The sequence below is a fragment of the uncultured Aquincola sp. genome, from assembly GCF_964001545.1.
Lineage (GTDB): Bacteria > Pseudomonadota > Gammaproteobacteria > Burkholderiales > Burkholderiaceae_C > Aquincola.
The window spans coordinates 1-4,534 of the sequence record NZ_CAXFDV010000352.1; the positions used below are offsets into that span (position 1 = coordinate 1).

4 protein-coding genes are annotated in these 4,534 nt (G+C 67.7%); 1 reads left to right on the forward strand and 3 read right to left on the reverse strand.

Translation table 11 applies throughout. From position 1 onward, the window contains the following. Together ABNT58_RS12195 and cyoA are read right to left on the reverse strand one after the other, a co-directional pair. The coding region (locus tag ABNT58_RS12195) for a cbb3-type cytochrome c oxidase subunit I (RefSeq protein WP_348753744.1) at positions 1 to 698 on the reverse strand (698 nt) is incomplete at its 3' end. After that, complete coding sequence (cyoA, locus tag ABNT58_RS12200; RefSeq protein ID WP_348753745.1) at positions 698 to 1,810, reverse strand: ubiquinol oxidase subunit II; 1,113 nt, start codon at positions 1,808 to 1,810, stop codon at positions 698 to 700. The genes ABNT58_RS12195 and cyoA, both read right to left, overlap by 1 nt. A gap of 229 nt (positions 1,811 to 2,039) precedes the next feature. On the opposite strand from cyoA, the gene ABNT58_RS12205 reads away from it, so the two are divergent. Beyond that, positions 2,040 to 3,329, forward strand: coding sequence for an MFS transporter (locus tag ABNT58_RS12205; protein WP_348753747.1), 1,290 nt, complete (start codon positions 2,040 to 2,042; stop codon positions 3,327 to 3,329). A gap of 94 nt (positions 3,330 to 3,423) precedes the next feature. Here ABNT58_RS12205 and ettA read toward each other — a convergent pair. Beyond that, positions 3,424 to 4,534: energy-dependent translational throttle protein EttA (gene ettA, locus ABNT58_RS12210; RefSeq protein WP_348753746.1), on the reverse strand; the 1,111-nt coding region annotated here is incomplete at its 5' end.

A 4,534-nucleotide genomic window follows, 5' to 3' on the forward strand; every position in this document is an offset into this window, starting at 1 on the left:
AGGCTCATGCCCGGCGCCCGCATCTTGACGATGGTGACGATCAGGTTGATGCCCGACAGCGTGGTACCCACCCCCGCTACCTGCAGCGACCAGAGGTAGTAGTCCACCCCCACGCCCGGATCGGCCAGGATGCCCGACAGCGGCGGATAGGCCAGCCAGCCGGTGCGCGCGAATTCGCCGACGAACAGCGACAGCATCATCAGCACCGCGCCACCGGCGGTCATCCAGAAGCTGAAGTTGTTCAGGAACGGGAAGGCGACGTCGCGCGCGCCGATCTGCAGCGGCACCACGTAGTTCATGAAGCCGGTGACCAGCGGCATGGCCACGAAGAAGATCATGATCACGCCGTGGGCGGTGAAGATCTGGTCGTAGTGGTGCGCGTTCAAGAAGCCGGTGGCGTCACCGAAGGCCATCGCCTGCTGGGCCCGCATCAGCAGCGCGTCGGCAAAGCCGCGCAGCAGCATCACGATGCCCAGCACCACGTACATGATGCCGATCTTCTTGTGGTCGATGCTGGTGAGCCAGTCGCGCCACAGCGGGCCCCAGACGCGGTAGCGCGTCATCAGCGCCAGCAGCACCAGGCCGCCGACGGCCACGCCGGCGAAAGTGGCCAGGATGATGGGCTCATGCAGCGGCAGGGCGCCCAGGGTCAGGCGCCCCAGCAGCGGATCGTTCTCGGTGGGATAGATGGCGGACATCAGAGCTTGTCGGCTGCAGCCGCGGGTTCGAGGGAGGAAAGGACGGAGGTCACGCTGGTGACGCCCGTGCCGGTGGGATCGGACGGGGTGCACAGGCCCGCCACGACGGTGGTCTGCGCGCCGCGCCAGCTGGCACGGGCCACCGCGGTGGTGCCCTGCTTGCCACCGCCGCCGGTGGCGTCGATGGCCATCATGTCTGCCATGCACATGCGGCCGCGCTCCACGCAGCGGTTGACCACCGCGTCGAACAGGTCGGGCTCGACGCTGGCGAAGCGGCGCACCGCCTCACGCTGGCTCGGCTTGGCCAGTTCCAGGTAAGTGGCGCGGTCGAGCTTGCCCTGGCCACCGCGGGCGTTCTCGATCCAGCGGTCGAAATCGGCCTGCGGCATGCCCTGGAACTGAAAGCGCATGCCCGAGAAGCCATCGCCGCTGTAGTTGGCGGAAAAACCTTCCCAGGTGCCGGCCTTGTTGATCACGGCATGCAGCGTGGAAGCCATGCCCGGCATGGCGTAGATCTGGCCGGCCAGCGCGGGCACGTAGAAGGAGTTCATCACCGTCGAGGAGGTGATCTTGAAGCGCACCGGGCGGTCCACCGGCAGCACCAGCTCATTGACCATGGCCACGCCCTGCTCGGGGTAGACGAACAGCCACTTCCAGTCGAGTGCCACCACCTGCACCTCCAGCGTCTTGACGTTGGTGGGCAGCGAGCGGCTTTCGTCCAGGCGCGACAGCGGCCGGTATGGGTCGAGCTGGTGGGTGCTGATCCAGGTGACGGTGCCCAGCGCGATGATGATGACCAGCGGCGCGCCCCAGATCAGCAGCTCGAGCTTGGTGGAGTGGTCCCAGTCGGGCTCATAGCGGGCGCTGGAGTTGGCGGCCTGCCGGGCCCGGTAGCGCCAGGCGAACAGCAGCGTCAGCACGATCACCGGCACGATGATCAGCAGCATCAGCACCGTGGAGGTGATGATGAGGTCGGCCTGCTGGCGGGCGATGTCGCCGGCCGGGTTCATCACGATGGCGTGGTTGCAGCCGGCGAGCGACAGCAACGCGGCGGCGAACGCGCCGGCGACGGCCGGGCGGCGAAGGCGTGTCACGAAGGAAGGATCAGACATGGCGACGGGTGAGCCCCAAGGCGGCAATGTGCGGGAATCTACCTAGTTTGATCGTTGTCAACGATTGGACACTTTGTCCCAACCCCCTCCGCCCTCGCGCGCGCACGCTGATTGCTCTGTACTGCATGCCCCGAACGGTGGGCCCCCGGGCCTTCCCTAGACTGATTGAACGCCACAGCACTCCGCGATGTCCGACAACACCACGCTCACCCATCCCGTCCCAGGCAGCATGCCTCCCCGGCGCGACGCCCCGGCGCCACACCACGACGGCGCGGTCACCCCTGATGACATCGCCGTCGGTGTGCTCGTGGGCCGAGCCTGCGAGTACTTTGACTTTTTCGTCTATGGCCTGGCGTCGGTACTGGTATTTCCGGCACTGTTCTTTCCGCACCTGGAACGGCTGGACGCCCTGCTGGCCTCCTTCTCCGTCTTTGCGCTGGCCTTCGTGGCGCGGCCGATCGGCACCATGGGCGGCATGGCCATCCAGCGCCGCTACGGCCGCGGCGTGAAGCTCACGGTGGCCATGTTCGGCCTTGGCACCGCCACCTGCACCATGGCGCTGCTGCCCGGCACCGCCGCCTGGGGCGGCGCCATCACCGCGCTGGCCGCCTGCCGCGTGCTGCAAGGCCTGGCCATCGGCGCCGCCTGGGACGGCCTGCCCTCGCTGCTGGCCATCAACGCCCCGGCCCACCGCCGCGGCTGGTACGCGATGATGGGCCAGCTGGGCGCGCCGGTGGGCTTCGGCATCGCCGCGACGCTGTTCGCCTACCTGATGACCAACGTCACGCCGGAAGACTTCCTGGCCTGGGGCTGGCGCTTCCCGTTCTTCGTGGCCTTTGCGCTCAACGTGGTGGCGCTGTTCGCCCGCCTGCAGCTGGTGCTGGACAACGACTTTGCCGATGCGCTGCGCAAGTACGAGCTGGAGCCCTGCAGCCTGCGTGAACTGCTGGCCGGCGGCGGTGGCCGCACGCTGGCCGTGGGCGCCTTTGCCGCGCTGTCCAGCTTCGCCCTGGTGCACCTGGTGACGGTGTTCCCGCTGTCGTGGCTGAGCCTCAGTTCCTCGCGCAACCTGATCGACGTGCTGTGGCTGCAGGTGGGCTGCGCGGTGCTGGGCGTGGGCGGCATGCTGGTGTCGGGCTGGCTGGCCGACCGCATCGGCCGCCGCACCACGCTGGGCACGCTGGCGGTGGCCATCGGCCTGTACGGCGTGGCCACGCCCTGGATGCTGGACGGTGGCGACGCCGGCCAGAACCTGTTCTTCCTGCTCGGCTTTGCGCTCTTCGGCCTGAGCTATGCGCAGGCCGCCGGCGCGGTGTCCTCGGCCTTCCCGTCGCGGCTGCGCTACCTGGGTGCGGCGCTGTCGGGCGACCTGGCCTGGCTGTTCGGCGCGGCGGCCGCCCCGCTGGTGGCGCTGTACCTGTCGGCCAACTACGGCCTGGGCGCGGTGAGCCTGTACCTGCTGTCGGGCATGGCCGGCACCCTGCTGGCGCTGAGCGTGCACAAGCGCGTGGCCAGCTGAGGCGCACACACCCCGGCGCGGCGGATGAGGCCGCGGCGCCGCGGCACAAAAAAACGGACCCCGCGGGGTCCGTTTGTTTTGGGCTGGCGTCGCCTTACTTGAGCGCCTTGTAACGCAGGCGGTGCGGGCGGGCGCCCTCCTCGCCCAGGCGCTTCTTCTTGTCGGCCTCGTATTCCTGGTAGTTGCCGTCGAAGAACACCCACTTCGAGTCCCCTTCGGCGGCCAGGATGTGTGTGGCGATGCGGTCCAGGAACCAGCGGTCGTGGCTGATCACCATCACCGAGCCGGCGAATTCCAGCAGCGCGTCTTCCAGCGCGCGCAGGGTTTCCACGTCCAGGTCGTTCGACGGTTCGTCCAGCATCAGCACGTTGCCGCCCTGGGCCAGCGTCTTGGCCAGGTGCAGGCGGCCACGCTCACCGCCCGACAGGTTCTTGACCAGCTTCTGCTGGTCGTTGCCCTTGAAGTTGAAGCGGCCGATGTAGGCCCGCGAGGGCATCACGAACTTGCCGACGACGATGTTGTCCAGGCCGCCCGAGACGTCTTCCCACACCGTCTTGTCGCCTTCCAGCGATTCGCGGCTCTGGTCGACGAAGGCCATCTTCACCGTGCGGCCGATGCTCACAGTGCCGCTGTCGGGCTGCTCCTGGCCGGCGATCATGCGGAACAGGGTCGATTTGCCCGCGCCGTTGGGGCCGATGATGCCGACGATGGCGCCGGCCGGCACCTTGAAGCTCAGGTCGTCGATCAGCACCCGGTCGCCGAAGCTCTTGGTGACGTTGGTGAACTCGATGACCTCATGGCCCAGGCGCTCGGCCACGGGAATGAAGATCTCGTTGGTTTCGTTGCGCTTCTGGTATTCGACGTCGCTCAGCTCTTCGAAGCGGGCCAGGCGCGCCTTGCTCTTGGCCTGGCGGCCCTTGGCGTTCTTGCGCACCCATTCCAGTTCCACCTTCATGGCCTTGGTGCGGGCGTCTTCGGTGCGCTGTTCCAGTTCCAGGCGCTTTTCCTTCTGCTCCAGCCAGGTGGAGTAGTTCCCCTGGTACGGGATGCCGCGGCCGCGGTCCAGTTCCAGGATCCACTCGGCCGCGTTGTCGAGGAAGTAGCGATCGTGGGTGATGGCCACCACGGTGCCCGGGAAGCGCTGCAGGAACTGCTCCAGCCAATCGACCGATTCGGCGTCCAGGTGGTTGGTGGGTTCGTCCAGC

Bases quoted from the DNA above. Each gene is read 5' to 3' on its own strand.
- cyoA (WP_348753745.1), bottom strand. From the start codon at position 1,810: ATGTCTGATCCTTCCTTCGTGACACGCCTTCGCCGCCCGGCCGTCGCC.
- ABNT58_RS12205 (WP_348753747.1), top strand. From the start codon at position 2,040: ATGCCTCCCCGGCGCGACGCCCCGGCGCCACACCACGACGGCGCGGTC.